Annotated in this window: 20 protein-coding genes and 1 pseudogene; 10 read left to right on the forward strand and 11 right to left on the reverse strand. The window is 68.9% G+C overall.

The genetic code is table 11. The features are described from left to right. Nucleotides 1–2,079 (reverse strand): PhoX family protein, encoded by a 2,079-nt coding sequence (locus tag OHT21_RS23000; RefSeq protein ID WP_328770239.1) that lies wholly within the window; start codon nt 2,077–2,079, stop codon nt 1–3. Between the two features lie 276 nt (nt 2,080–2,355). On the opposite strand from OHT21_RS23000, the gene OHT21_RS23005 reads away from it, so the two are divergent. Next, nucleotides 2,356–4,170, forward strand: a complete 1,815-nt coding sequence (locus OHT21_RS23005) for a VWA domain-containing protein (protein WP_443050418.1) — start codon at nt 2,356–2,358, stop codon at nt 4,168–4,170. Nucleotides 4,171–4,297: 127 nt separating this feature from the next. Further along, nucleotides 4,298–5,914 carry a methionine--tRNA ligase gene (metG, locus tag OHT21_RS23010; protein WP_328770241.1) on the forward strand — a complete coding sequence of 539 codons (1,617 nt, stop codon included), beginning with the start codon at nt 4,298–4,300 and terminating at the stop codon, nt 5,912–5,914. Between the two features lie 55 nt (nt 5,915–5,969). On the opposite strand, the gene OHT21_RS23015 is transcribed toward metG, so the two are convergent. Continuing rightward, nucleotides 5,970–6,242 carry a DUF397 domain-containing protein gene (locus OHT21_RS23015; RefSeq protein WP_328770242.1) on the reverse strand — a complete coding sequence of 91 codons (273 nt, stop codon included), beginning with the start codon at nt 6,240–6,242 and terminating at the stop codon, nt 5,970–5,972. After that, nucleotides 6,239–7,114, reverse strand: a complete 876-nt coding sequence (locus OHT21_RS23020) for a helix-turn-helix domain-containing protein (protein ID WP_328770243.1) — start codon at nt 7,112–7,114, stop codon at nt 6,239–6,241. Before OHT21_RS23020 ends, OHT21_RS23015 begins: the two co-directional genes overlap by 4 nt. Before the next feature lie 154 nt (nt 7,115–7,268). Between OHT21_RS23020 and OHT21_RS23025 the strand changes: the two genes are divergently transcribed. The 5 genes from OHT21_RS23025 to OHT21_RS23045 all read left to right on the forward strand — a co-directional run bounded on the left by OHT21_RS23025 (nt 7,269) and on the right by OHT21_RS23045 (nt 10,830). After that, complete coding sequence (locus OHT21_RS23025) at nt 7,269–7,829, forward strand: ATP-binding protein (protein ID WP_328770244.1); 561 nt, start codon at nt 7,269–7,271, stop codon at nt 7,827–7,829. 138 nt (nt 7,830–7,967) lie between these two features. Beyond that, nucleotides 7,968–8,885 (forward strand): helix-turn-helix domain-containing protein, encoded by a 918-nt coding sequence (locus tag OHT21_RS23030; RefSeq protein ID WP_328774187.1) that lies wholly within the window; start codon nt 7,968–7,970, stop codon nt 8,883–8,885. A gap of 60 nt (nt 8,886–8,945) precedes the next feature. Continuing rightward, nucleotides 8,946–9,530, forward strand: a complete 585-nt coding sequence (locus OHT21_RS23035; protein ID WP_443050419.1) for a DUF6932 family protein — start codon at nt 8,946–8,948, stop codon at nt 9,528–9,530. Beyond that, entirely contained in the window at nt 9,527–10,456 is a 930-nt protein-coding gene (locus OHT21_RS23040) for a hypothetical protein (protein WP_328770246.1), read from the forward strand. Before OHT21_RS23035 ends, OHT21_RS23040 begins: the two co-directional genes overlap by 4 nt. 89 nt (nt 10,457–10,545) lie before the next feature. Then, nucleotides 10,546–10,830, forward strand: a complete 285-nt coding sequence (locus tag OHT21_RS23045; RefSeq protein ID WP_328770247.1) for a hypothetical protein — start codon at nt 10,546–10,548, stop codon at nt 10,828–10,830. A 20-nt stretch (nt 10,831–10,850) separates the two neighbouring features. On the opposite strand, the gene OHT21_RS23050 is transcribed toward OHT21_RS23045, so the two are convergent. The 5 genes from OHT21_RS23050 to OHT21_RS23070 all read right to left on the reverse strand — a co-directional run bounded on the left by OHT21_RS23050 (nt 10,851) and on the right by OHT21_RS23070 (nt 16,582). Continuing rightward, on the reverse strand, nt 10,851–11,567 hold the full coding sequence (locus tag OHT21_RS23050) for a class E sortase (RefSeq protein ID WP_328770248.1): 717 nt from the start codon (nt 11,565–11,567) through the stop codon (nt 10,851–10,853). A 235-nt stretch (nt 11,568–11,802) separates the two neighbouring features. Beyond that, nucleotides 11,803–13,137 carry a pectate lyase family protein gene (locus OHT21_RS23055; protein WP_328770249.1) on the reverse strand — a complete coding sequence of 445 codons (1,335 nt, stop codon included), beginning with the start codon at nt 13,135–13,137 and terminating at the stop codon, nt 11,803–11,805. A 189-nt stretch (nt 13,138–13,326) separates the two neighbouring features. Further along, nucleotides 13,327–15,189 (reverse strand): carbohydrate-binding domain-containing protein, encoded by a 1,863-nt coding sequence (locus tag OHT21_RS23060; protein WP_328770250.1) that lies wholly within the window; start codon nt 15,187–15,189, stop codon nt 13,327–13,329. Next, nucleotides 15,186–15,983 carry a polyphosphate polymerase domain-containing protein gene (locus tag OHT21_RS23065; protein WP_328770251.1) on the reverse strand — a complete coding sequence of 266 codons (798 nt, stop codon included), beginning with the start codon at nt 15,981–15,983 and terminating at the stop codon, nt 15,186–15,188. Before OHT21_RS23065 ends, OHT21_RS23060 begins: the two co-directional genes overlap by 4 nt. Further along, nucleotides 15,980–16,582, reverse strand: a complete 603-nt coding sequence (locus tag OHT21_RS23070; protein ID WP_328770252.1) for a DUF4956 domain-containing protein — start codon at nt 16,580–16,582, stop codon at nt 15,980–15,982. Before OHT21_RS23070 ends, OHT21_RS23065 begins: the two co-directional genes overlap by 4 nt. Nucleotides 16,583–16,800: 218 nt before the next feature. Here OHT21_RS23070 and OHT21_RS23075 point away from each other — a divergent pair, with 218 nt between their 5' ends. Then, nucleotides 16,801–17,550, forward strand: a complete 750-nt coding sequence (locus OHT21_RS23075) for an aminoglycoside 3'-phosphotransferase (protein ID WP_328770253.1) — start codon at nt 16,801–16,803, stop codon at nt 17,548–17,550. 191 nt (nt 17,551–17,741) lie between these two features. Further along, entirely contained in the window at nt 17,742–19,193 is a 1,452-nt protein-coding gene (locus tag OHT21_RS23080) for an ATP-binding protein (RefSeq protein ID WP_328770254.1), read from the forward strand. 39 nt (nt 19,194–19,232) lie between these two features. On the opposite strand, the pseudogene OHT21_RS23085 reads toward OHT21_RS23080, so the two are convergent. Together OHT21_RS23085 and aspS are read right to left on the reverse strand one after the other, a co-directional pair. After that, nucleotides 19,233–19,469 (reverse strand): annotated as a pseudogene (locus tag OHT21_RS23085) (dioxygenase); the annotation flags it as partial. A gap of 132 nt (nt 19,470–19,601) precedes the next feature. After that, nucleotides 19,602–21,365 carry an aspartate--tRNA ligase gene (gene aspS, locus OHT21_RS23090; protein ID WP_328770255.1) on the reverse strand — a complete coding sequence of 588 codons (1,764 nt, stop codon included), beginning with the start codon at nt 21,363–21,365 and terminating at the stop codon, nt 19,602–19,604. 271 nt (nt 21,366–21,636) lie between these two features. On the opposite strand from aspS, the gene OHT21_RS23095 reads away from it, so the two are divergent. Further along, nucleotides 21,637–23,856 carry a SpoIIE family protein phosphatase gene (locus OHT21_RS23095; RefSeq protein ID WP_328770256.1) on the forward strand — a complete coding sequence of 740 codons (2,220 nt, stop codon included), beginning with the start codon at nt 21,637–21,639 and terminating at the stop codon, nt 23,854–23,856. 14 nt (nt 23,857–23,870) lie between these two features. Here the strand turns inward: OHT21_RS23095 and OHT21_RS23100 are convergent, their stop codons facing one another. Continuing rightward, entirely contained in the window at nt 23,871–24,137 is a 267-nt protein-coding gene (locus OHT21_RS23100) for a hypothetical protein (RefSeq protein ID WP_328770257.1), read from the reverse strand. Nucleotides 24,138–24,177 lie beyond the last annotated feature (40 nt).

The following is a 24,177-nucleotide window of genomic DNA, read 5'->3' on the forward strand; positions in this document are numbered from 1 at the left end:
TCAGGCGCCGATGTCGCGGCCGTCCTTGCGGTACACCGCGACCACGGACGGGCGGACGTACGTGCCCGGGCCGTCGGGCCAGGTGCTCGCAGGGTCCTCGACGGTGGCGCCGTCGATCTCGCCCGGGTGCTGGACCGCGACCAGGACACGGCGTTCCTGGATGATCGGGCCGCAGGTCTCGGCGCCCTTCGGCATGGTCAGGAACTGCTTCAGCTCACCGCGCCGGTCACCGCGCGTAGCTACGCCGAACAGGCCGTCGTGGTAGCCGAGTTGGGCGCCGTCGGTGGAGATCCACAGGTTGCCGTACCGGTCGAAGGCCACGTTGTCCGGGCAGGAGATCGGGCTGACCTTGTCCTTCGGGAAGCCGGCGAAGTAGGTCGCCGGGTCCTTCGGGTCGCCGGCCACGAGGAACAGCGACCAGGCGAACTTCGTGCTGTCGGCCTTGTTCCAGCGCTCGGTGAGCTCAAGGACGTGGCCGTGCTTGTTGGCGTTGCGCGGGTTGGCCTCGTCCGCCTTGGCGTTCGTACCGACACCGCGGTTGGTGTTGTTGGTGAGGGCGACGTACACCTTGCCGGTGTGCGGGTTCGGCTCGATGTCCTCGGGCCGGTCCATCTTCGTGGCGCCGACCTTGTCACCGGCGAGGCGCGTGAAGACGAAGACCTCCTCGGCGGTCATGCCCTCGACGTGCGAGACGGCACCCTTCGCCGTGGCGGTGGCCAGCGGGATCCACGTACCGCTGCCGTCGAACTCACCGTCCTTCGGCAGCTTGCCCGTGCCGTCGATCTCGATCGCCGGGGAGTCGCCGGTGAGCTTGGCGACGTACAGCGTGCCCTCGTCGAGGAGCGTCAGGTTGTGCTCGCGGGCCCGGCGGCTGTGGCCGTGGGCCATCCGCTTGCTGCCGACGAACTTGTAGAAGTAGTCGAAGCGCTCGTCGTCACCGGAGTAGACGACCGGACGGCCGTCGTGCGTGAGACGGACGGTCGCGCCCTCGTGCTTGAAGCGGCCGAGCGCGGTGCGCTTGCGGGGCGTGGAGGTGGGGTCGTACGGGTCGAGCTCGACGACATAGCCGAAACGGTGGACCTCGTTCGGCTCCTTGGCCACGTCGAACCGCTTGTCGAACAGCTCCCACTTGCGCTCGGAGGCGGCGGTGCCGATGCCGTAGCGCTTGTCCGTCGCCCGGCTGCTGTTGGCGAAGTACTGGTTGAAGTTCTCCTCGCCGTGCAGCGTCGTGCCCCAGGGGGTCTCGCCGCCCGCGCAGTTGTTGAGCGTGCCGAGGACCTTGGTGCCGGTCGGGTCGGCGGAGGTCTTGAGGAGGTCGGATCCGGCGGCCGGACCGGTCACCTTGAACTCGGTGGTCGCGGTAACGCGCCGGTTCAGGGGGTGACGGGCAACGGGGGTGAGCTTGCCGCTCTTCCGCTCCTCCTCCACGACCACGACGGACAGACCGTGCGCGGCCCAGGCGATCTCGACCTGCTCACGGGTGGGCGCGGCGTCGTCGTACCCCTTGAACATCAGAATCTCGTCGGTGTACTCGTGGTTCGCCACGAGCACCTGACGGCCGCGCTCGCCCGGCAGCGGGAGCAGGCCGAGGTAGTCGCAGTTGTAGCCGAACTGGCCCGCCTGCGCCTTGGCGCTCTGCTTGTCCGGGTCGAAGGCGGGGGCGCCGCGGAGGATGGGCTCGCCCCAGCGGATGACCACGTTCTGGGCGTAGCCCTCGGGGATCGTCACGGTGTCGGCGGTGTTCGGCGCGACGGGCGTGAACCGCAGGCCGCGCGCTCCCTTACCGCCCTTGTTGTACGCGGCGGGGGCCACGCCTTCGCCGGTCTGCGCGGCGGCCTCCGGGGCACCGGCGCCGACGACCGCACCCCCGGCTGCCGACGCGACCGTCACCACGGCGGCGGCCCGCATCATGGAACGGCGGCTGAGCGCACCGGCGATGACATCGCCGACGTACTCGTTGGTGGTGGTGTTGGGCACCTCGTGGAAGCAGGCGTCACCACACCGGAATCTACAAGTCATCGCAGAACGGCCACCGGGGTGCGATCCGGTGGAGCCGATCAGTGGCAGCAGGTTGCGCACGGTCCCTCCCAATATTTCCTGGGTCGGGCGTGACGCTAGGGGCACGCGCGTTCGGCAAGGCTGCCGCAAGGTGAACACGGAGTGAATGTGGGGGAGTTGGCGGGACGCTGCTGATGTGACGCTGCTGATGTGCTGACGTCGGCAGTCCGGGTCGATACCCGATCGAGTTCGGATCGAGTTCCGGCCCTGAAGAAGATCTCCAAATCTGGCGGCTAACCTTACGTGTCCGTCCTGGCCAGGGATTGACGGAAACAACTCATGCGAAGGGTTGCGCTCATGGGCATTCTCAACCTCCTGCGAAACGCATTCGGAAAGTCACGCAAGGGGCGTACGTCCGAGGGTGCCGATGTGCCTGCGGCAGCTGAGCGGGGGGCGCCGGCTTCGGTCCCGGCTCCAGCTGCGGAGCCGGCACCGGCAGCCGAGCCCGCGCCTCCGGCGGCTGAACGGGTGACTCCGGCGGCTGAGCGGACGGCTTCCGAGGCGGCGCCTCGGGGGCCTGAAGGGGCGGCTTCCGAGCAGGTGCCTCCGGCGGCTGAACGGGCGGCTTCCGAGGCGCGGGCTTCGGCGCCCGCACCGGCGAGTGAGCCCAACGGCTCCGCCAAGGGCTCCGCTGTGGATGACCTGGTGTCGGCGGCGTTCGACAACGTGACGGTGCCGGTGCCTGCGGCGCGGAACGGGGAGGGTGCGGCTGAGCCGGAGGCCCAGGCTGCGGCGGCTGTGCCGGAGGTGGAGGCCGAGCCCGTTGCGGCCAAGCCCGAGGTGGAGCACGAGCAAACGCCTGCGGCAGCTGAACCGGAGGCGAAGCCGGAGCCTGTTGCGGAGAAGGCCCCGGTGGCAGAGGCGGAGCCCGAGGTTGAGGCTGCCGCTGAGGAGCCGGTGTCCGAGGCGGCTCCCGAGCCGGAGCCTGCGACGGCTGAGGCGGCTCCCGAGCCGGAGCCGGTCGTCGAGCCGGAGCCCGGGCCCGTTGCGCCTGAGCCAGAGCCCGTCGTGGCCGAGGCCGCTCCGGAAACCGAGGCCGAGGAGGCGCCCGCCGCCGAGGCGATCCCGGCACCCACTCCCGAGCCGGAGCCGGTGCCGGCCGCCGCCGAGGTGGTTCCGGAAGCCGAGACCAAGCCTGAGCCCGTCGCTGCCGAGGCGACCCCGGCACCCGCGCCGGAGGCCGAACCGGTCGTCGCTGAGGCGACCCCGGAATCCGCGGCCGCGCCCGAGCCTGTCGTCGCAGACGTCAGCCCGGAGCCCGAGCCGGAGCCTGCCGCTGTCGAGGTGGCTCCGGTCGCCGCGCAGGCGGACGAACCTGCAGCCACCACGGGGGGTGCGGGTGGGAACGACGAGGCCGATGGCGATGCCGAGGCCGTCAAGGCGGACGTACCCGCAGTCGCGGCCGATGGCGAAGCCGAGGACGCAGACGACGCCCCGCTGCCGCAGGCGCTCCGCGAAGCCGAGGCCGTAGACACCGCCCAGCTGCCGCAGGCGCTCGTCACCGCCTACAACGCCGCCCGCGAAACCCTCACCACCCGCAAGCTCACCGGCACGACCGCCAAGGTCTACCTCGTCCTGGACCGCTCCGCCTCCATGCGCCCGTACTACAAGGACGGCTCCGCCCAGGCCCTCGGCGAACAGGCCCTCGCCCTCGCCGCCCACCTCGACCCCGAGGCCAAGGTCCACGTCGTCTTCTTCTCCACAGAACTCGACGGCACAGGCGAACTCACCCTCACCGACCACGAGAACAAGATCGACGACCTGCACGCAGGGCTGGGCCGCATGGGCCGTACCAGCTACCACGCAGCGGTCGAGGAGGTCGTAGGCCACTACGAGAAGTCCGGCACCAAGGACCCGGCTCTCGTGATCTTCCAAACGGACGGCGCCCCGGACGCCCGTACCCCCGCCACCCAGTCCCTCACGGACGCGGCGAAGAAGTACCCCGCCGTCTTCTTCTCCTTCGTCGCCTTCGGCGACCCGGAGAACAAGGCCTTCGACTACCTCCGCAAGCTCAAGACGGACAACACGGCCCACTTCCTGGCCGGCGAAACCCCACTCGAGCTGACCGACCAGGAGCTCTACGAGGGCGTACTGGCGAACTGGCGCCCGTAACTCCACACGCGCGCCGCACACTCGTCGCACAGCCGCCGAGGGGCGGACAGGACCGGGGAACCGGCATCCTGTCCGCCCCCCGAAACGCGTGTGAGTCGATCTCCATGGGGCCAGTAGGATTTCGACCATGGCGGCCACTGGATCCGAGAAGCAGGGTGAGAAGGCGTACTACGTCTCCACCCCCATTTACTACGTCAACGACGCTCCTCACCTGGGCCACGCCTATACGACCGTCGCAGGCGACGTGCTCTCGCGCTGGCACCGCCAGCGCGGTGAGAAGGTGTGGTACCTCACCGGCACGGACGAGCACGGTCAGAAGATCATGCGCACCGCCGAGGCGAACGGCGTCTCCCCGCAGGACTGGTGCGACAAGCTCGTCGAGGAGGCATGGAAGCCCCTCTGGGAGCACCTGGAGATCGCGAACGACGACTTCATCCGCACCACGCAGAAGCGGCACACGGACCGTGTGCAGGAGTTCGTCCAGGACCTCCACGACAAGGGCGAGATCTACAAGGGCGGCTACGAGGGCCCGTACTGCGTGGGCTGCGAGGAGTACAAGCTCCCCGGCGAGCTGCTCGACGGCGAGGGTGAGTACGCGGGCCAGAAGCTCTGCCCCGTCCACAAGAAGCCGGTGGAGCTCCTCAAGGAGGACAACTACTTCTTCAAGCTGAGCGAGTACGGCGACAAGCTGCTGGCTCACTACGAGGCCAACCCGGACTTCATCCAGCCCGAGTCCGCGCGCAACGAGGTCGTGAACTTCGTACGCCAGGGTCTGCAGGACCTGTCGATCTCCCGCTCGACGTTCGACTGGGGCATCCCCGTCCCGTGGGACACCAAGCACGTGATCTACGTATGGATCGACGCGCTGCTCAACTACGCCACGGCGGTCGGCTACAACGAGAACCCGGAGAAGTTCAACTCGACCTTCCCGGCCGACGTCCACCTGGTCGGCAAGGACATCCTCCGCTTCCACGCGATCATCTGGCCCGCGATGCTGATGGCGAACGGCCTGCCGCTGCCCGGCAAGATCGCCGCCAACGGCTGGCTGATGGTCGGCGGCGAGAAGATGAGCAAGTCGAACCTGACGGGCATCAAGCCACAGGACCTGACCTCGCACTTCGGCGTGGACGCGTACCGCTGGTACTTCCTGCGGGCCATCGCCTTCGGCCAGGACGGCTCCTTCTCGTGGGAGGACTTCACGGCCCGCTACACGAGCGAGCTGGCGAACGACTACGGCAACCTGGCCTCCCGCGTCGCGGCGATGGTCGGCAAGTACTTCGGCGGCACCCTGCCCGAGGCGACGGCGGCGGGCGAGGCGGAGGCGGCGATCCACGACGGCCTCGCCAAGGCGGTCACGGAGGCCGACCGGAAGATCGGCGACGAGCTGGACTTCCAGGGCGGCATCCTGGCGGCGTTCGACTTCGTCAAGCAGGTCAACGGCTACATCTCGGACGAGGAGCCGTGGAAGGTGGCCAAGGACCAGTCGGAGGAGGGCCGGGCTCGCCTCGCCACGATCCTCTACACGGCCGCGGAATCCCTGCGCGCGGTGGCGGTCCTCATGAACCCAATCATGCCGGACACCTCCCAGAAGCTCTGGGACTCCCTGGGCGCGGACGCCTCCCTCGGCGCCCTCGCGGACCAGAGGGTCCAGGAGGCGGGCGAGTGGGGCAAACTCCCGGCCGGTTCGACGGTGACGAAGGGCGCGGTCCTCTTCCCGCGCCTGGAGGAGAAGCCGAACGCGTAGCGCAAAAGGGCCCGGTTACGTCGTACGACGTGACCGGGCCCTTGCGTTTGGAAGCTCAGCTTCCTGAGGCGTACGTGACGAAGTCCGCCCACGCGTCCGGGGCCAGCGCCAACTGGGGGCCTTCGATGTTCTTGGAGTCGCGGACGTGCACCGTGGCGGGGCAGGTGGCGATCTCAACGCAGGAGTCACCTTCAGTGCCGCTGCTGTAGCTGCTCTTGAACCAGTCCAGCGCCACTTCGACGCAGTCGTTCGGGTTGCTGCTGTCGCTGTAGCTGCTCTTGAACCACGCCAGCTCGGAAGCGTCTCCGGCAGAGGCCTTGCGGATCATGTCTCTCCCAGCAGGTGTTCGATGAAGCCCAGTGACTCCCGTGCGGTCAGAGCCTCGGCTCGGATGATGCCATAGCGCAGTTCGAGGACCCTCAGCTGCCTCGGGTCGGAGACGGGACGGCCACCGAACTCGTCGTCCATGCGACCAACCGCCGTTCCGTCCCCGAACTTCAGCACCTGGATCCGTCCTCCCGTACCAGGATGGTCCCAGCGGTCCATCGGCATCACCTGAATTTCGACGTTCCGCAATTGCGCCAATTCCAGGAGGTGTTCGAACTGCCGACGCCTCACCATCTTGCCTCCGACGGGGCGCCTCAGCGTCACCTCTTCCTGAACGAAGCTGAGCTCAGGGGCCGGCGACCGCTCGAAGATCTCCTTCCGAGCCATGCGCGCCGCCACCGCTCGCTCCAGCTCGTCTTCCGAGAGCGAGGGGCGCCGAGTTCTCAGTAGCGCCCACGCGTATTCCTCGGTCTGCAGCAGCCCGTGCAGGTTGTGGTTGGCGTACGAGAGGATCTCAACCGCCTTGGCCTCCAACTGTGCGAGGTCCCGAACCTTTTTCGGATACCGGACCTTCGCCACGTCCTCCTTCATCGCGGAGATGAGCCCACCCGCGTCCAACACCTCGTCGGCCTTGTCCAGATACTCACCCCGAGGGATCCGCTTCCCTCCCTCGATCTTGTAGACAAGGTCTTCCCCGTACCCCACGGCCACCCCGAACTCGGCGGCCCGCATCCCCACCGCCTCCCGTCGCAGCCTGAGCTGCCGCCCCACGGTCGCGATGACCGCCAAACCCCAGTCGTCGTCCGGGTCGACCTCCCAACCCGGCTCATCCGCCTCGCTCTTGAGCCGTCGTACCTCGCCGTCCACCGACATACCGCGCCCCTCCGTCGTACCTCCGTGCCGCAACGCCCGTACCCGCACGGCCCGTTCCGACAGCCTGGACAACAGCGGACAAGGCCCGGACAGTCACCGTACGCACCGGCGTCGTCACTGTTCACGGTAAACATGCACCGCCACGCTCAGTGACGTGAACGAGAAAAAGACCCCCCAACTCGCCGCCCCAGCTCGCCACTTCAGCGTCCTGCTGTCCCCCACCCCACGCGGCGCCCGCCTCGCCCGCCTCCTCGCCACCGAGTGGCTACGCACCTGGGACCTGCCGTACGGAGTCGCCGACCGGGCCGCACACGTGGTCGCCGAACTCGGCGCGAACGCCGCCACCCACGGCCGCGTCACCGGCCGGGACTTCCGCCTCGCGCTCCTGGCCCACGCCGAGACCCTCCGCATCGAGGTGACGGACACACGAGGCGACAACCTCCCGCGCCTCCAACCGCCCACCCCCGAAACCGAGTCCGGCCGCGGCCTGCTCCTGGTCGAAGCCCTCGTGGACCGCTGTGGCGTCGAACTGGGCCCCGTCCCCCGAAAAACCGTATGGGCCGAACTCGACCTGACACAGGCACCGCACTCACCGGAACCTGGCGCCGTGTGCTCCGGCGGACCTGGCGCTCTTCCCAAAGAACCACGAGAGGGAAAGAAACCTGACCAAACCCCACCCCTTCTTCCCACGGCGCACGCTCACTCGCGCGAGTGAACATCGCCAACTCGGCTGGCTTCGGGAGGGGTTGCCTGATCTACGCTCAGCGCGACAACAGCAGACATGCGACGGCCCCCGCCGGGACGGCAATCCCAGTGCGAGGGCCTGACCACCGAGGAAGTCGAGACCTTCCTGATGGATACGCAGAACCCTAGCGTGCAGCCGCACGCCCAGACCCGTACCACGGGCAAAAACCAACGGCACCGGAACGCCCACGCGGGCGGCGTGATCCACGACAACTCCCGTCACACCACGCGCTTCACGGTGATCGGCAACCACCTCGCCCAGCACCCGGAGCTGTCCGCGCTGGCCATCGGGCTCGGCGTGCACATCCAGTCGCTGCCCGCCGGTGCCCGTGCCGACATCAAGACCCTCGCCGCCCGCTTCCCCGAGGGCCCGACCCGTATCGCCGCCGCCCTGCGCGAACTGGAAACCCACGGCTACCTGCGCCGCACCCGCGTACGCACGGAGAGCGGCCGGATCGTCACCCGTACCGTCTCCTGCAACCAGCCGGGCCGGCACGGGGACGCGAACGACGATGCGCCCAACGGCCCGGCCAAGCCCCCGGCCCGGCGGGCTGCCGAGCAGCGGAAGAAACCCTCACGCCGAGCCCTCCCCGCCGTACCGAAACCCGCATACGCCGCCCCGGCCCTCCTCCAAACAGCCGTCGACGTCCTCGCCACCCTCCGCCGCGAAGACCCCCGCCTCCTCTTCTCCGCCACGGACGCCGAACACCTCGCCCCCGGCGTAGCGGCCTGGCTGGAACGCGACCTCACCCCCACCGCCGTACGCCAAGCCCTGACCACCAACCTCCCACCCGACCCCCTACACCGCCCGGCCGCCCTCCTGGCCCACCGCCTCACCGCCCAACTCCCACCCCTCCCGCCGTACCGCACCCCCGAACGCCCCCCGCCCGTCAGGCACCCCCTCCGCAACTGCGAAGGCTGCGACCGCGCCTTCCGTGGCCCGGAACCGGGCACGTGCCGAGCGTGCGCGTCAGCGGGTGCATCTGCCGGAATCCACAGCGTCGCCGAGGCCGTACCGGCAAGGTGACCTGCACTGCCCCGCCATGATCGCTATGAGGACTTTCTCCCGCACCCGACAGGACCTCACGTGCTGCCTTCCTTCGCCGACAACGGATTCCTTCCTCTGGGCCGGTACTCCGTCTCTCTCGACGAGGCGGAGTCCATGCTGGTCAGCGCCCCCGAGTTCCGGGACTCCGCAACGCGCACGACACTGTGGGACGGCTTTCTCAGCTATGTCGATCGCTTCCTCACCCTTGAGGACACTTACGCGGACGCCTTGGACGGCCGCACGCTCGTCCACCGGGTATGGCTCGGCGGCAGCTTCGTCAGTGCGAAACCTGACCCCGGAAACATCGACGCGAGCCTCCTGATCGACACGCGAGCCGAACGTGCGGTGCGCGGCAAACCCGGATCCAAGTGGCTGACCACCGCTTTTCAAAGCCGGGACCGGATGAAGGAAAAGTTCGGCGTCTCGCCCCTCAGGATCGGGTACCGGCCCGTTGCCCATATCTTCGAACCGGAGCGCTTCACCTCCGAGGAACGGACATACTTCACACAACGCGGTGTGTGGGATGACTGGTGGCAGCGTTGTCGATTGCCCGACCAGGCCGACCGCTCGCCGTCGGAACAGAGTGCTACCCCGGCACGCGGATACCTGGAGGTGCGACTGTGACCGGCGACAGCTGGCGCGAGCGCAGGCGCGCGCTCTTGGGCAACGACCCCGCAGCGGCCGACAAGGCCGCACGTCTTCTCCAAGAGCTGGGCACTGAGAACAGGGACCACGAGGAGATCGAGGCTGAGCACCGGGCAAGCCGCCTGGCTGCGGCACGCGAGTACGCTCCGGATGCCCAGCTCGACGAAGAACTCCAGCTCCGACTGACGGGTCCGGACACGGAGGGTGGCGCTCTCCGCTTCCAATGGGGTGACGCCCTCCTCCACCCCATGGAGACGGCGGTCTCCGTGGCCGCAGGCACACCTGTCCAGCTGGAACTCACGGGCATCTCAGCAGGCAGCACAGTCGTGCACGCCCGCCCGATCGCTCCTGCCGTCCCTCCGGAGCCGCACGCCCTGGACACCCTCGCCACGTCCGCAGCGGGCACCGGCATGAGCACGCTCACCAAACTGCTGGCTGCACTGGAGTCCGAGAGCGACGTCCGCGAGTGGGCACGACTCTTCGACGCGGTGGAGGCACTGTCCCGTGCCCTGAGCAAGTACAGCCTCGACCTGGGCGTGACTTGGTACGGGGCCGACGGGGGCATGCGCCGGGCCCAGCTGACCGAAAGAGGCAGGCGCTATGTGGATCGGCTCCGGGAGACCAGGGACCGCGACCAAGAGATCATGATTTCCGGCCGCATCACGGAACTGCGCGAAAGCGGCTGGGTGAAGGTCAAGACAGGGACTGCCAAGAACGCGTACGCCTACGACGTTCGCTTCGAGGAGCCCGAGGTACTGCTGCGGATGCGCCCCGGTCTGGGCGACAACGTGCATTTCCGAGTCCGCTTTCGGCAACGGCTGGACTCCGTGGGCATCGCACGGTCCACCGAGTACACCTACCTGGGACCGGCGGCGGAACAGACGTCACTTCCTCTTGAACCGTAGAAGCACCCCCACCAAGCACCGCGGCCTCTCGTTCCTGACCATCGGGCCGACGGTGCACATCTCTCTTCGAAGGCGAGTAGCCGCAGACCATGGACCCCTCGCATTTCAAGGTGCGCACTCTGCAGGACCACCTGGACTCGGCCCGCGAACAAGGCCGTAACGAAGTCCGCTTCGAATCCATCATGGTCGTCTTGGAGCACCGCGGCATCGAAGTCCCCTTCTTCGTCCGCCAGCGGATCAGATACTGCATGTGCCCCGATCTCCTGCGCACCTGGCTCATTCGTGCCCTCACTGCCACATCTGCCGCCGAGGTCGTCTGGAACAAACCGCCACCGGGGAAGGCGAGAACCTGGAGAGGTGACGAGGAGCGCTGATCCGGGCGACTCCGTTTCTCCTACCTTGTCGAAGTCAAGACGCCGACCTTGTCTATGCGGTGTTCGGGGTTGCCCTTGTCGTCGCGCCAGAAGTTGCCGGCTGCGTTGTCCTCGGGGGTCGCGCAGGTGGAAATGGTGATCATGGCTTCGGTTGGCTGGCGGCCCGGGTGGCCGGGGACGGCGGCGCGCTGTTCGGCCAGGGAGCGTTCGGAGCGGAAGGACGTGCTTCTGGTGTCGGTGATCTCGTACTCGTAGACCTTCCCGCCTGCCGTGACGGTCACCGTGTCGCCCTCGTCGAGGGACGGGAGCTCGCGCAGGGGGCCGCCTGCGGAGAGGCGGTGGGCCGTGACCAGGTAGTTTCCGATCTCGCCGGGGCCTACGCCGCCGCGGCTGCCGTACGGGCTGGCTGCGACGCCCTCGTTCTGGATCCGTGTGCCGGGCCAGTCGTCGGTCGTGCCCTCGTACGGGACGACGCGTAGGTCCTTGAGGCCGATCTCCGGGATCGTCAGCGAGGCCTGCTGGGTCCGGGTGCTGGGCTTGGACGGAGTCGGGGTGGGGGAAGGGCTCTCGGGTGAGGGCTCGGCGGGGGGCGTCGTCGGCTCGGTCGTGGTGGAGGCTGTGCTCGGGGCGCGTGCGTCGGCGCCTGCGTCCGCATCCGCGCCGCCCGTGGAGCAGCCGACGAGCACGGCGACGACAGCGCCGGTGAGCGCGACGGAGAAAGCTCGGGAACGGGACATAGCACTCGGAACCGGTAGCCGGGACTCAACGACTCAACACAGAGAACAACGCCCAGAACGGACGAGGCGTTCCCCGCTCACGGCTCATGGTTCCCGGCCCTCGGCCTTCGGCCCTCACCGCAGAAGGCCAGCAGAGAGCCAACGTGAAAAGCGTGAACACTCTCCGGGAGAGTGTTCACGCTTTTCGCAGCAAATACCCGGCCGAGGGGACAAGCGCGAGGTCAGTAAAGATTCCTCAGCGAAGAACCCCCGCCCCCGCCGACTTCAGCAGCTCCGCCGGCAGACTCTTCGCCGACGTCTGCAGCCCCGCCGTCAGCGTCGGCTTCCAGTTCACCGTCGTCTTGATCTTCTTCGACGACGCGGAGTTGTACGCCGCGACGATGTCGCACACCTTGCCGTTGACGAGGTTGCCGCTGCCCGCGACCGAACCCGTGCCGTCGCCGCTCAGCAGCTTGGCGATCTTGCCTCCGGAGGGCACCGTCCAGGCGTTGTGCTCGGCGACGACCTGCGCCTTGGCACGGGAGTCGAGGCTGTACTTGGGGGCGTAACCGTTGACGGTCGTCGTGTCGTAGAAGTTGTTGTAGAGGTGGATCTGGCCGATGCGGGCCAGCGGGGCGCGCTGGGTGATGCCCTTCCACACGTTGTGGTGGATGGTGACGCGCAGCTTGCCCTTGGTGTCGGAGTCGCTGCTGCCGATCAGCATCGTCTTGTCGTGATTCGTGAACTGGTTCCGCTCCACGGTCACCAGGTCGGAGCCGTTGGTGATGTCCAGGGCGCCGTCATGGACCTGGTACTTACGGCCGAAGTACGTCTTCAGCGACTTGTCGAAGTTCGGCGCGTCCGTGAACGTGTTGTGGTCGGCCCAGACGTTCGTCGCGCCGCGCAGGGTCACCGAGTCGTAGTTGGAGTTCCACTCGCCCGACGAGCCGTCCGTCGGGTCCCACTGCGGGAAGCAGTCCTCGGTGGCGGAGAACGTGAGATTGCGGATGATGACGTTCTTCACGTCCTGCACCTGAAGGCTGCCGCCCTTGATGCCCGCCTTCGTGCCGGGGACGCCCACGATGGTCGTGTTGGCGGGCACCTTGAAGACGATGTTCTTCTTCTGCTTGGCCTCGGCGGCCTCGCGGGCGTTCTCCTGACTGCCGGACGGCATCTTCTTGCCGTACGTCTTCGGGTCGTACGCCTTGAGATAGGCGGCCAGCGAGTAACCCGTACCGGCGGCGTAGTCGGCGCAGCTCTTGCCGCCGTTCGCGTCGATCGTGCCCTTGATCTTGATGATCTTCGGCGTGGAGTCGGAGCCGTTGCCGAGCGCCTTCGCCAGCTGGGCGCGGGTGCTGACGGTGTAGACGTGCTTGGAGTCGGCCTTCGAGCCGCCCGTCGTACCGGAACCGCTCGCCGCCCAGCCGTCCTTCGCGGGCAGCGACTGGCGGGCCGGCTCGACGGCGGGCGGGGTGGCGTTCGCGTTCATCACAAAGGGAACCGCGCCGAGCCCGGCTGCCGCCACGGCGGCGGCCGACACCAGCGCGGTGCGCCGTCTGCGATGGGACCGGCGGTGGGAAGTGGATGCCACGGATGAGTCCTTACGTGGTTCAGGTGCACGCGAAGCGGAACGTGCACGAGGTTCGCGGAGCCCCGCGTGAACGGGGCTCCTGACTCATCTGTGGTCACGGGCACAAGAAAGGTTGCCGCCAAGTAGGCGAGACAGAGCGGGTGTTGAGCTGCAGGAGCTCGCCCCAGCCGAAGCGCCCCTTCCGGCTCCTCACCTCCGGCCGAAGCCCCCCTCCGGCGCCTCGCCCGCCGTCACCGTCGCGATCTCCTCCGCCGAGCCCAGTTCGCCGCCGGCCGCCAGGCCCCCCGTACTGTCGCCCGAGGTCTCGCCGCCCGCGTACACCGTGTACTCCTCCCCGCTCTCGATCCCGTCACCGGAGTAGACGAGGTTCTCGATCGACTTCGAGGTGACGTACGAGGCCACGACCTCGCCGTCAGCCTCCACGATGTGGAGGGTCGTGCCCGCCTCCACCGGCGAGTCGAGTGTGGCCGAGACCCAGCCCTGTTTGGACTCGGTGTCGGGGGCGACGGCCATGCCCGCGCTGCCGGCGGCGAGGAGGGTGCCGCCGCTGACGGTGAAGGAGCCGTTGACGTCGAGGGCGCCGTTGCCGCCCTGTTCCGGGCCGTTGACGACGACCGTGCCGCCGCTGATCTCGGCGGTGCCGTTGGAGTCGAAGCCGTCGCCGTCGGCGTTGATGACGAGGGTGCCGCCGGTGATGTTCGCGGTGTAGTCGCCCGTCTCACCGCCACCGCCGCCTCCGGGGCCGCCGCCCCGTCCGCCGACGCTGTCGGAGGTGTTCGTACCGCCGGATGCGTTGATGCCGTCGTCGCTGGAGGTGATGGTCGCCCTGCCGCCGCTGACCGTGATGTCCTTGCCTTCCAGTCCCTCGGTTGACGCCGTGACCTGCAACTCTCCCTTGCTGACGACCAGTTCGCCCTCCGCGTGCACACCGTCGTCGCCCGCCGAGACGCTGACGTCGGCGCCGCTGACGTGCACGGCCGCTTCACTGTGGACGGCGTCGGCGGACGAGTCCACGCTGACGGTGCCGCCCTCGAGAACCGCGATCACCCCCGACTTCAGCCCGTGCGCGGAGGAGTCGTCGGCGGCCTCGCTGGTGACGTCCAGCGATCCGCCCGTCAGCACGAGATCGGTGACCGCGTCGACCCCGTCGCCCTCGGCGGTCACCGCCACCGTGCCACCGTCGACGGCGATATAGCCCGCGTCCGCGTCCTCGGAGTTGTCGGCCTTGAGCCCGTCGCCCTTCGCGGTGACGGTGACCTTGCCGCCGTTCACGACGAGGTAGTTCTTGCCGCGGATCCCGTCGTCCACGGCGTCGACCGTGACCGTCCCGGAGGCGATGACCAGGCCGTCCGTACTCGCGATGCCGTCGTTGCCGTTGCCGTGCACGGTGAGCGTTCCGCCGCCCGCGACGGTGAGGTCGCCGGCGCTGTACAGGGCGGCGTTGGCGTCAGCGTCCTCGGCGTACGAGTCGGTGTCGGCGAGCGTGTTCTCGCTGCCGTCGGCCAGCACGACCACGAGCTTCTCCGCCTCGGTGGCGGCGATCGCCGCGCCGGAGGAACTGGCGATGTCGACCCCGTCCAGTACCAACTTCACCGTCGCGTCAGGGGCGTTGACGACGACCTGACCATCGCTGAGACTCCCGCTCAGCCGGTACGTGCCACCTGCGGTGATGGTCACCGTGGCCCCGTCGACCGTGACCCCGTCCGCCTCGGCGGAGGCCGACTCACCCTCCAGCTCGATGTCCACGGCCTCGGACTCGTCCCATTCCGCGTCACCGTCCGTGGCGTGGTGCTTCTGGTTGTCCGCGAGGACGGCGGCGGCGGTCTGCGTACCGTCCGCGACCCCGCCCGACGAGCCAGAGCTCGAACTCGACCCCGAGCCGGACGAGGAGTCGCTCTCACCGGACGAGCACCCGGCCAGCGCCGCCGTGGCCAGCACCATCGAGGCGAGGGCGCCCGCCACTTTCGTACGCAACTGCCGTGCCGATCTCATGCCCGTACGCCCGCTTCGACGGACCGTACGCCCGCTCCGGCTGATCGTTTTTTTGCTCATGCGAGGCTCCCGTGGAGTGCGGTGGGAAAGTGGCGCCGCAGGACGGGCAGCCAGCGGTTGGCGGGGAGTTCGGGGCGCAGGGCGGCGAGCCCGGTGCCGTACTTCGACACGGGACACGGCCGGTGCCCCAGCGACCAGAGCAGCCGGTCGGCATCCGAGCCCGCCCGGCCCGACTTGGTCTCGACGATGGCCCGGTCGTCGGTCCGCAGGGCGGTGCCGTCGGGCAGGGTCCAGGTCAGCCCGGTGTCTACGGTGAGCCGGCTCCCGGTGGCCGGGAAGAACAGCGTCGTACGCCGGTAGAACGTGGTGAGCGTGGGGACGAAGCGGAGCCCGGCGGAGTTGATCCCGGCCTCGGCGAGCACCGTGTCGGCGTACGCCCGGGCCTCGCCCCCGAGCCGCCGGAAGTCCCCTTCGTACGGGATGCGTTGCTTGACGGTGGTGCCGCGCGGGCCACGCGTCTTGATTTCGAAGAAGTGCCGGCCGGAATCCAGACCGGAATCCAGATACGTACGGATGCGGAGCTTGAACCGTCGCCTGCGGCGGCGCGCGGCCGCCAGATACCCGTCCATCTCAGGGGTGTCGAAGTAGATGGACCGATACCCGAACTCCCTCTGACCCCGGCCCATTTCGAGCACCCGGACGTCGCCGTCCAGGCCCCCGAGCACGAAGGGCAGATCGGCGACCGGGAGCATGTATTTGCGGTCCAGGCGGGTGAGCAGTTCGGCCCGCTCGACGAGTTCGTCCAGCCCGATCGGCGGCAGCGCGGCCACGAAGCGATCGATGGCGGCGGTCATGGCCGAACGCCTTGCGGGGCAGGCGACTTGAGCTCCTCGGGAACCCGCGTGCCGGCCCCGGACACGACGTACCGCACCTCGACGCGCGTCGTGTCATTGACGAGGTCGATGTCCTGCACCGACAGGTTCACCACCCGCCCGCCGAGCAGCACTTCGAGGTGCGAGCGGAGGGCGTCCTCATCGGTGTACGCGGAGTCGAGGCGCAGGCTCTGCTGCCGGTGCCGCGGGAACAGGCGGGGGTGATCTCCGACGTACAGGGTGATGACGATGAGCGCCATCAGCCCGGTGTTCATCAGGGTCACGGTTTCCGGGAGCCCGGCGAGGAGGCCGATGGCCAGCGCGGAGAAGTAGTACGCGATCTCGTGTTGCGCGATCTCGTACGACCGCAGCCGGATGATCGACAGCACTCCGAACAGGCCCATCCCGAGACCGAGCCCCACCGAGGCGGAACTGAGCGTCATCGCCACGGCGAGCACCCCGACGTTCACACCGAGGAAGGCGGCGATCAGGTCGCGCCGGTGGTGGCGCGGGAAGTACACGGCGAAGGTGAGGACGGCGATGGCAAGCAGGTCGGCCCCGACAAGTACCAGCTGGTTCATGGCCGTTGCCTCTTCCCGGGTCTCTGGTCATCTGCGATGGATGCGCTCATGACCACACGATCGGTGGGCCGGCTGTGAGGTTCCTTTTGGTTTTCTTAAGGAGGCTTGAGAAGTACGCGAGGCGGATGTGAGGTGAACTACTCGCAACCGGCGGTGCCCGTAATGGGACGGGGGAAAATCGCTCGCCCGTCGGCCGTACCGCAGGAGACCATGCGCCCATGCCCCACGCCGGACCGCCGACCTCAGCCGTACGCGTGCCCGCCCCGATCGCCGAACTGGCCGGAGACCGGCCGCTGTTGCCCGTCTGGCTGAACCAGTTGGGCGGCCTGACCTTCCGCATCGGCGACGACCGCGATCAGGGGCGGCTGTTCGCCAAGTGGGCACCGACGGGCTCCGGCCTGGACCTGCCCGCCGAGGTGGAACGGCTGTGCTGGGCACGGGACTTCACGCCCGTACCTCGAGTCCGCGAGTACGGAGCCGATGCGGACGGAGCCTGGCTCGTCACGTACGCACTGGCCGGCGAGAGCGCCGTCAGCCCCCGGTGGCAGGCGGATCCCGCCACGGCCGTACGCGCCTTGGGGGCGGGGCTGCGCGCCCTGCACGACCAACTGCCCGTCGCCGACTGCCCGTTCAGCTGGTCGGTGGAGCACCGTCTGGAACGGGCCCGTCGGTCAGGCCTCGCCGTACCGTCCGACCTGCCCGACGCCCCGCCGATCGACCGCCTCGTCGTCTGCCACGGCGACGCCTGCGCGCCCAACACCCTGCTGCACGACGACGGTTCCTGGTCCGCCCACGTGGACATGGGCGCCCTCGGCCTGGCCGACCGCTGGGCCGACCTGGCCGTCGCCACGTGGAGCACGGAGTGGAACTACGGCCCGGGCTGGGACGACACGCTCCTCGACGGGTACGGCATCGAGCCCGACCCGCAGCGGACCGACTTCTACCGGCGCCTCTGGAGCGTGACGTGAACCCGTAGCTGACGTCGGCTTGTGGCCGACGGATCAGCGCACGCCGCATCGGGGTCCGGGACACGGACCCAGGCCACCCACCCCCACGCCTCCAAGCACGCCACCTATCCCGCCCTCGAATCGGCCCGCCATGTCTGGGCTATGTAGAAGTAATCTACGTAGAAGATATCTACAATGAGCGCGGAGATCCCATGCCCACCCCTTTCGTAGGCCGTCAGGCTGAGCTGGCCCTCCTCGACAAGCGCCTCAGCCGGGTTGCCACCGACGGCGTCGGGGTCGCCGTCGCCATAAGGGGTCGGCGGCAGGTCGGAAAATCGCGGCTTGTGCAGGAGTTCTGCGACCGCACTCAGCGGCCGTACGTCTTCTTCACCGCGACCAAGGGCGCGTCCCCCGTGGAGAGCATCGCCGACTTCATGGCCGAGCTCAGGGAGTCCTCGCTGCCGGCCGACCCGGAACTCGTACCGAAGACCGCCCCCACGAACTGGCCCGACGCCCTGCGGGCGCTCGCCGCTGTGCTGCCCTCCTCGCCCGCCATCGTCGTCCTCGACGAACTGCCCTGGCTCGCCGAACAGGACCCCGTGTTCGACGGAGCGCTCCAGACTGCCTGGGACCGGCTGCTGTCAAGCCGGCCCGTGCTTCTGCTGCTGCTCGGCAGTGATCTTCACATGATGGAGCGATTCACGGCGTACGACCAGCCGTTCTACGGGCGGGCCGACTCGTTCGTGCTCGGTCCGCTCAATCCGGCCGAGACTGGGAGCGCACTGGGCCTGGACGCCGCCGACGCCATCGACGCGCACCTCGTCTCGGGCGGGCTGCCGGGCATTCTGCGTGCCTGGCCGCACGGCACGCCGGCGCTCGACTTCATCAAGACGGAGTGCGCCGACCCGGCCTCACCGCTCTTCGGTGTACCGGAGGCGGCCCTCATGGCCGAGTTCCCCGCGCCGGACCAGGCCCGCCGGGTACTGGAGGCGGTGGGCAGCGGAGACCGTACGCACGCCAACATCGCCGCGACGGCCGGCAGCCAGAGCGGTGCGCTGCCTTCCGGGATACTGTCCCCGCTGCTGCGCCGCCTCACCAACGAGAAGCGAGTGCTCGCCTCGGACACCCCGCTCGCCACCAACCCCGGCAAACCTGCGCTGTACCGCGTGGCCGACAGCAATCTGCGTCTCTATCTGGCCGCGACGCGGTCCGCCGCGGAGCTGTCCAGGCGTGGTCGTCCCGATGCCGCGTACCGCGTGGTCGAGCGACGGTGGGCGGCTTGGCGAGGGCGGGCCGTCGAGCCCCTGATCCGTGAGGCACTTGAACTGGCCGCGGTGACAGGCGAGTTCCCCTGGCCGGACACGGAAGTCGTCGGCGGCTGGTGGAACCGGCAGTTCTCGCCCGAGATCGACCTGGTCGGCGCCGACCGTGCTCCCGTCGCCGGGACCGTCTTCTTCGCGGGCTCTGTGAAGTGGCTGGCCTCCCCCTTCGACCAGCACGACCTGGCCGCGCTCGAGCAGGGCGCCGCCCAGGTGCCCGGATTCACCCCGGGCACCAGCGGTCTGGCCGTCGTGTCTCTCTCCGGCACATCCGGGAAAGTGGACGACGACAGGGTCGGGCTGGTGTGGGACGCCCGGGACGTGATCTCCGCGTGGCGTTCGTGAGTCACCGGGCCTCGCCCGTCGCCGGAGAGGAGGCCGGCGTCAGCTCGCTGAAGCGGACGCCGGGGCTCCCGGCCGGACGGAGTCGCCCGTGCCCGTGTTCGTCGCCTCCGGGTCCACGCCCACCGTGATAGTGCCGAGGACGCTCTTGGCGATGGCGGCCTTCTTGTAGTCCAGCTTGAGCAGGCCGCCCGTGGTGCCGCTCTGGTCGTAGATCGTGTCCTCGTCGAGGGCCGTGCGTTCCGTCGTCGACGTCGAGTACGGCTCCCACGGGGCGCTCACAGGTTGGCCCGGAACCGGCGTCGGTTCCGGGCCGAAGTCCGGTGCGGTAGCGCGCCCCGTAAGGGGCGCGGGGAACTGCGCGACCAGCCACGACGTACCCGCAGCCGAATACCTGCCCCTCCAGTGGAGCTACTTCGGCTGCGGCTTCCGCACAGAAAGGTGCAGCTCCCGCAGCCGCGTCTCCTCCAGCTCCGTCGGCGCCCCCATCATCAGATCCTGCGCGTTGCCGTTGAGCGGGAAGGCGATCGTCTCGCGGATGTTGGGCTCGTCGGCCAGGAGCATCACGATCCGGTCGACGCCCGGCGCGATGCCGCCGTGCGGGGGCGCGCCGAAGCGGAACGCCCGGAGCATGCCCGCGAACTCGCGCTCGACGGTCTCCGCCTCGTAGCCCGCGATGCCGAAGGCCTTGAGCATGATGTCCGGCTCGTGGTTCCGGATCGCGCCGGAGGACAGCTCGACGCCGTTGCAGACGATGTCGTACTGCCAGGCCAGGACGTCGAGGGGGTCCTGCGTCTCCAGGGCCTCCATGCCGCCCTGCGGCATCGAGAAGGGGTTGTGGGAGAAGTCGATCTTCCCCGTCTCCTCGTCCTTCTCGAACATCGGGAAGTCGACGACCCAGCAGAAGCGGAAGACGTCCTCCTCGAAGTGACCGGAGCGACGAGCGGCCTCGACCCGCACCGCGCCCATGATCTTCGAGACCTCGTCGAACTCGCCCGCGCCGAAGAACACCGCGTGCCCGGCGGCAAGAGACAGCCGCTTGGTCAGCTCCGCGACGTTCTCCTCCGTCAGGAACTTCGCGATCGGGCCGGTCAGCGAGCCGTCCTCACCGACCCGCACCCACGCCAGGCCCTTCGCGCCCTGCGAGACGGCGTAGTCACCGAGCTGGTCGAAGAACTTACGGGGCTGCGAGGACACGTCCGGCACCGGCAGCGCCCGTACGTGCTTGCCCGCGAAGGCCTTGAACTCCGAGCCCTCGAAGATGTCGGTGATGTCGGCCAGCTCCAGCTGGGCCCGCAGGTCCGGCTTGTCGGAGCCGTACTTCAGCATCGCCTCGCGGAACGGGATCCGCGGGAAGGGGGAGGTGACATGACGGCCGTTGCCGAACTCCTCGAACAGCTCCGTCATCAGCTGCTCGATCGGCCGGAACACGTCCTCCTGCTCGACGAAGGACATCTCCACGTCGAGCTGGTAGAACTCGCCCGGCGAACGGTCCGCCCGCGCGTCCTCGTCTCGGAAACAGGGCGCGATCTGGAAGTAGCGGTCGAAGCCGGAGATCATCAGCAGCTGCTTGAACTGCTGCGGGGCCTGCGGAAGGGCGTAGAACTTGCCCGGGTGCAGACGGGACGGGACGACGAAGTCGCGGGCGCCCTCGGGCGAGGTGGCGGTGAGGATCGGGGTCGCCAGCTCGTTGAAGCCGAGCGCCGTCATCTTGCTGCGGATCGCGGAGATGACCGCCGTACGCAGCATGATGTTGCGGTGCATGCGCTCGCGGCGCAGGTCCAGGAAGCGGTACTCCAGGCGCCGCTCCTCGTTCACACCGTCCTCGGTGTTGATCGTGAAGGGCAACGGGGCGGCGGCGCCGAGCAGTTCGACCTCGCTGACCTCGACCTCGACCTCGCCGGTCGGCAGGTCCGGGTTGATGTTCTCGGCGCCGCGCGAGACGACCTGGCCGTCGACGCGGACGGTCGACTCCTTGGAGAGCTTGTCCAGCGCCTCGTACGCGGCCGTGCCGGGACGGGCGACCAGCTGCGTGATGCCGTAGTGATCGCGCAGATCGATGAAGAGGATGCCGCCCAGGTCGCGCCGATTGTGCAGCCAGCCGCTCAGCCGGACGTCGCTGCCGACGTCAGAGGCGCGGAGCTCGCCGCAGGTGTGGGACCTGTACCGATGCATCGTCGTTCATCCAGCCTTCGCGGATCGGGGTCTTGGTGTCGCAGTCTGTGTGCCACAGCCTGTGTGCCGGCCTGTGCGTCACGGTCTGTGTTTCACGTGAAACACAGACCGTGTGAAACACAGACCCAAGCGTACCGGGGAGCCACAACCTGCCTCCCCACCATTACGGCCGGGTCACGACCATCACGGGCCGGTCACGGTCCGACCCCCTGAAGGGTGGCCTTTCTCCCTTTGGTGGCTTCTCACGATCACCTCTTCCTACAGTGGCCCAATGCGCACTGGTGAGCCCCTGCCCGCCGTGGGGGACGTCCTGGCCGCCCTCGCGACCGGCCTGTGGCGTTGGGACAACGCGGCCGAACTGGTCACTCTGGATGCCGAGGCCGCACGGCTGCTCGGACTGCCCGCCGAGGCGGTCACGCTGACAGAGGCCGGCGCCCGCGCCCGCTTCCACCCGGTCGACTGGAACGAGGTCAAACCGGTCGTCCAGCTCGCCGCCTCCGAGGGCACCATCGCCGAACTCCGGATGCGGGTCATGGACGAGCAGGGACGCGTACTGCGTACGGTGCGCAGCCGCTCCAAGCCGTCATACGACACTGAATCGCACTCTTACCAGCTGGTCGGCACCCTCCAGGAGGTCTCCGAGCCCCCGCCGGGCGCCGCCGCCCGCACCCCCGTCACCGGTGACTGGCGCCGCTCCCGCGAGGCGTTCCTGCTGGACGCGGGGCGCGCACTGGCCGAGGCCCGGTCCACGGCGGAGGTGCTGCGGGTCGCGGCCGGACTGTCGATGCCCGGCTTCTCACCGGATGGCCTGGCCGTCTACGGCACCCAGGGCGACCGGCTGACACTCATCGGCCACCACGGGCACCAGTCCGACGACGAAGGACCGTCCTCCGCGATGTCCGTGGACACGGACCATCCGGCCGCGGAGGTCGTACGCACCGGCCGTGCCGTCTATCTCTCCTCCCCGAAGGACTACCGGAAACGCTTCCCCGCCTGGTGGCCGCTCGCCCAGGGTTTCGGCCGGCAGTCGTGGGCGTTTCTGCCGCTCGTCGTCGCGGGCCGCACGATAGGCGCGTGGATGGCGGCCTTCACCTACCGCGTCTCCTTCACACCCGACGAACGCTCCGTCCTCACGACCGTGGCCCGCATGCTCGCGCAGGCCCTCTCCCGCGCCGGCGCCGCCGAGTCCGAACGCGAACTGACCGACGGCCTCCAGCGCTCGATGCTGCCCAACCTGGGGCCGCAGATCCCCGGCATGACCGTGGCCGCGCGGTACGTACCCACCGGCGGCGGACTCCAGGTCGGCGGCGACTGGTACGACATGATCCCGCTGCCCGGGGGCACCTCCCGGACGCAGCCCGGCGGCGGCAGATTCGCCCTGGTCATCGGCGACGTCCAGGGCCATGACGTACGCGCCGCCGGACTGATGGGCCAGCTGCGGATCGCGCTCAGGGCGTACGCCTCCGAAGGGCACCGCCCGGACGCCGTGCTGTCGCGCGCCTCCCGGTTCCTGTACGGGATGACGTCCGAGGAGGAGTCCGCCGACCTGCGCTTCGCGACCTGCCTGTACGTGGAGGTCGACCCCGAGACCGGCGTACTGGACATCGCCCGCGCCGGGCACCCGGACCCGGCGATACGGATGGCCGACGGGACCGTGCTGACCCGGCCGACCGCGGGCGGACTGCCGCTCGGCATCGACCCGGACGCGGACTATCCGACGACACGGCTCGCCCTGGAACCCGGCGAGACCATGCTGATCTGTACCGACGGGCTCATCGAGACCGGAGGGCACGACCTCGACACCGGCTGGCTCCGGATCCGCAAGATCCTGGAGAGCCACGACGGCGAGACGAGCGACCTGGAGGCCCTGGCCGACGCGCTCGTCCAGGCCGTGCACGGGCCTTCCTCGCACCACATGACCGGACCGCTCGTGGACCGCCGGGAGGACGACATCGCGGTCCTGCTGCTGTGCCGGCAGGGGGAGGGCTGCGGCTGCGGAGACCAGCCGGCGGCCCGGACGTCCGTACGCCGCACCGTGCTGACCGTGGCCCAGGCCGAACCCGAGCGTGTCGCTGACGCACGCCGCCAGCTGAAGGAGCTGCTGCACGACTGGTCCTCCGAGGACCAGATCGACTCGGCGGTGCTCCTGGTCTCGGAGATGGTCACGAACGTACTCGTGCACACGGACGCCGAAGCGCTGCTCGTCGCCGAGATGACGGGCGATGCGGGCGCCCGCCGAATCCGGGTCGAGGTCACCGACTGCAGCGACGCCCTGCCGCACAAGCGTCAGCCCGGAGAACTGGCGTCCTCCGGGCGGGGCTTGATGCTCATGGAGCTGCTCTCGGACGCCTGGGGAGTGGACCCGCGGGGCGAGGGCAAGAGCATCTGGTTCGAGCTCTACGAGCCGGACGGCGCCGAACCGGACGGCTCCGAACCGTCCGGTTCCGAATCGGACGGCTCCCGAGAGGCCGAGACCATCATCGGTACGTGATCATCCGTACGTGATCAGAGGTACTGGCCGTCGTCGGCACCCTCGTCCGACACCGGCCGCACCTTGACCGCGACGACGTTGGAACAGTTGACCAGCAGGGTCCCACTGTCGACGCCGTCACGGCCGTTCAGCTCGAAGCGCAGGGTGCGCTCCTGCTCCAGCGCCTCAATCACGCTGTCCTCCGCCGCCTCCAGCGACTCGAAGTCCCGGCTCCTGACGGCCAGCGGCTCCCCGACGACGGGATGGAACACGAGGTGGATTTCCGGATTCTCCTGCGCCATACCCGCCGTCCTTCCGCTCCGTGTCCCATCGACAGAGACG

The sequence above is a fragment of the Streptomyces sp. NBC_00286 genome (genome assembly GCF_036173125.1).
Lineage (GTDB): Bacteria > Actinomycetota > Actinomycetes > Streptomycetales > Streptomycetaceae > Streptomyces.

What these genes read in the sequence shown, in the direction of transcription:
- OHT21_RS23005 (WP_443050418.1), top strand. Translation starts at nt 2,356, where the DNA reads ATGGGCATTCTCAACCTCCTGCGAAACGCATTCGGAAAGTCACGCAAG.
- metG (WP_328770241.1), top strand. Translation starts at nt 4,298, where the DNA reads ATGGCGGCCACTGGATCCGAGAAGCAGGGTGAGAAGGCGTACTACGTC.
- OHT21_RS23015 (WP_328770242.1), bottom strand. Translation starts at nt 6,242, where the DNA reads ATGATCCGCAAGGCCTCTGCCGGAGACGCTTCCGAGCTGGCGTGGTTC.
- OHT21_RS23020 (WP_328770243.1), bottom strand. Translation starts at nt 7,114, where the DNA reads ATGTCGGTGGACGGCGAGGTACGACGGCTCAAGAGCGAGGCGGATGAG.
- OHT21_RS23030 (WP_328774187.1), top strand. Translation starts at nt 7,968, where the DNA reads ATGGATACGCAGAACCCTAGCGTGCAGCCGCACGCCCAGACCCGTACC.
- OHT21_RS23045 (WP_328770247.1), top strand. Translation starts at nt 10,546, where the DNA reads ATGGACCCCTCGCATTTCAAGGTGCGCACTCTGCAGGACCACCTGGAC.
- OHT21_RS23050 (WP_328770248.1), bottom strand. Translation starts at nt 11,567, where the DNA reads ATGTCCCGTTCCCGAGCTTTCTCCGTCGCGCTCACCGGCGCTGTCGTC.
- OHT21_RS23060 (WP_328770250.1), bottom strand. Translation starts at nt 15,189, where the DNA reads ATGAGCAAAAAAACGATCAGCCGGAGCGGGCGTACGGTCCGTCGAAGC.
- OHT21_RS23065 (WP_328770251.1), bottom strand. Translation starts at nt 15,983, where the DNA reads ATGACCGCCGCCATCGATCGCTTCGTGGCCGCGCTGCCGCCGATCGGG.
- OHT21_RS23070 (WP_328770252.1), bottom strand. Translation starts at nt 16,582, where the DNA reads ATGAACCAGCTGGTACTTGTCGGGGCCGACCTGCTTGCCATCGCCGTC.
- OHT21_RS23075 (WP_328770253.1), top strand. Translation starts at nt 16,801, where the DNA reads ATGCCCCACGCCGGACCGCCGACCTCAGCCGTACGCGTGCCCGCCCCG.
- OHT21_RS23080 (WP_328770254.1), top strand. Translation starts at nt 17,742, where the DNA reads ATGCCCACCCCTTTCGTAGGCCGTCAGGCTGAGCTGGCCCTCCTCGAC.
- aspS (WP_328770255.1), bottom strand. Translation starts at nt 21,365, where the DNA reads ATGCATCGGTACAGGTCCCACACCTGCGGCGAGCTCCGCGCCTCTGAC.
- OHT21_RS23095 (WP_328770256.1), top strand. Translation starts at nt 21,637, where the DNA reads ATGCGCACTGGTGAGCCCCTGCCCGCCGTGGGGGACGTCCTGGCCGCC.
- OHT21_RS23100 (WP_328770257.1), bottom strand. Translation starts at nt 24,137, where the DNA reads ATGGCGCAGGAGAATCCGGAAATCCACCTCGTGTTCCATCCCGTCGTC.